General features: G+C 66.0%; 1 protein-coding gene. It reads right to left on the bottom strand.

Annotated features, from left to right (window positions below; translation table 11 throughout):
- Positions 1-156: 156 nt before the first annotated feature.
- Positions 157-1,428 carry a tyrosine-type recombinase/integrase gene (locus ABH924_RS24775; RefSeq protein WP_404503180.1) on the bottom strand — a complete coding sequence of 424 codons (1,272 nt, stop codon included), beginning with the start codon at positions 1,426-1,428 and terminating at the stop codon, positions 157-159.
- Positions 1,429-1,686: the final 258 nt, after the last annotated feature.

The following is a 1,686-nucleotide window of genomic DNA, read 5'->3' as shown; positions in this document are numbered from 1 at the left end:
CGACAGCATCTTCAATGATCGAGCCGTCCGCGTATCCTTCCCGGCGGGAGTGCTCGGCGAACTGGCGCAGCACCCGTTCTTGGCCGTAGTACCGGAATCCGCCGGCGCGGCGCGTAGCGACCAAGGTGTCCACCAGGGCGGGCAGCGTCGGCGCGTTCACGGCCGTGCCCCTTTCCCCGCGTCCAGGACATCTTCGACGTCGAGGGCGCAGCGGCGCAGGTGCTCGGTGTCGAGCCTGAGGTAGTGCGCGGCGGTCGTGTTGGCCGCCGCGTGACCCAGGACCGCCGTTACGACAGGTGGTGGCGTGTCGGTTTGGAGCATCGCCACCGCCAAGGCGCCGCGCAGCGAGTGAAGGCCGTGCGACCGCCCGGCCGGGAACACGATCCCGGCACGCCGCGCGTAATAGCCCAGCCGGCTACCCGCCGAGGTGGACGAACCGAAAGCTGTGAACGGGTAGCGGTGTTTGACGAACACCTGCCGACAGTCCGCTTCGGGCCGACCGTGGCGGATGTAGTCGATCACAGCCCATCCGACGTCGCCCGGCAGCGGCAGCGTCAACGGCACGCCGGTCTTGTGCTGCGTCAACCCCACGGTTTTGGTTCGCCAGTCGAACCATCCGAGTTCCAAGCGGCGCAGGTCTCCGACCCTCAAACCGAGCCGGGCGGTCAGTAGGACCATCGCGTAGTCGCGTTTCCCGATCGCCGATTGCCGATCGATCTGGTCCAAGACCAGGCGAACCTCCTCAGCCGTCCACGGGTACGGAGCCGACTCGCCGCGCCGGGGATAGCGCTGGGCCGGGAGCCGCCCGGCCAGATCTTCCCGGATCTGCCCGCCCTGGCGCAAGTGTCGAAGGAAATCGGCCAATACCGAACGCAGCGAGCCAGTGGTTTTCGGGGCGTAGCTCCGACGCTGGAGCCGGACCCAAAACCCGGCCAAGTCTTGGGCTCGCACCTGGTCGAGGGTTTCTCGGCCGACCTCCTCAAGATAGGTGAGGAACTGGTCCGCGGCGCGTTGCTTCGTCTCGACGCTCGCTTCGGCGTTGCCCTGCTGCCGGCACGCAACGAGGTATTCGTCCCTGACCGCGCGGAAACGTGCTGGGCAGTTCTCGATCAACGGCGTTGTGGCCTGGCCCACCGTGGGGAGGTCCCCATCCAAGGCTTCCATCAGCAGGATCAGGGGCCGGCGCGCGAGTTGAGCATGTCTGGAACGAGTTGGCTCGCGCAGACTGGCAAGTCTGGACCCGGATCGCTCGGCGATGAAATCGAGGCAGTCCGCCTCGGTAAGGAATCCCTGGCCACGAGCCTCGACGAACCCGGCGAAGGCATTGAACTCAGCCTCGTGACGTTTGATCGTTGTGCGCGACCTGTCCGCCGCCGTCAGCGCGACGATCACCCGCCCTGACGCCTCGCGGATCTTTGCTGCTTCCATGAGAATCGGCCTTTCTGATATCAGTGAACAGACAAGGCGATTCTTCGCCACGCTCAAGGCGACAGCCATAGCCTCCGCGTGGGAAACAAGCGCGGGTCCCCCCACACAGCCGAAAACGCGCACCTGATCAGGCGCGTAGACCATCGTGGCCGTTGACCCACACGCTCAGGATTATGTGGCCGGAACCGGTTCCAGCGGCGCTCCCACCAGCGGAAACACCCAACCAGCCACATAACCCAGCCGTCCACGTAATGCCGG

The organism is Arthrobacter sp. GAS37 (assembly GCF_044908325.1).
Classification (GTDB): domain Bacteria; phylum Actinomycetota; class Actinomycetes; order Actinomycetales; family Micrococcaceae; genus Arthrobacter; species Arthrobacter ramosus.
The sequence above is the reverse complement of the archived record's forward strand: the minus strand, read 5'-3'. Positions and strand labels throughout refer to the sequence as shown.

What these genes read in the sequence shown, in the direction of transcription:
- ABH924_RS24775 (WP_404503180.1), bottom strand. Translation starts at nt 1,428, where the DNA reads ATGGAAGCAGCAAAGATCCGCGAGGCGTCAGGGCGGGTGATCGTCGCG.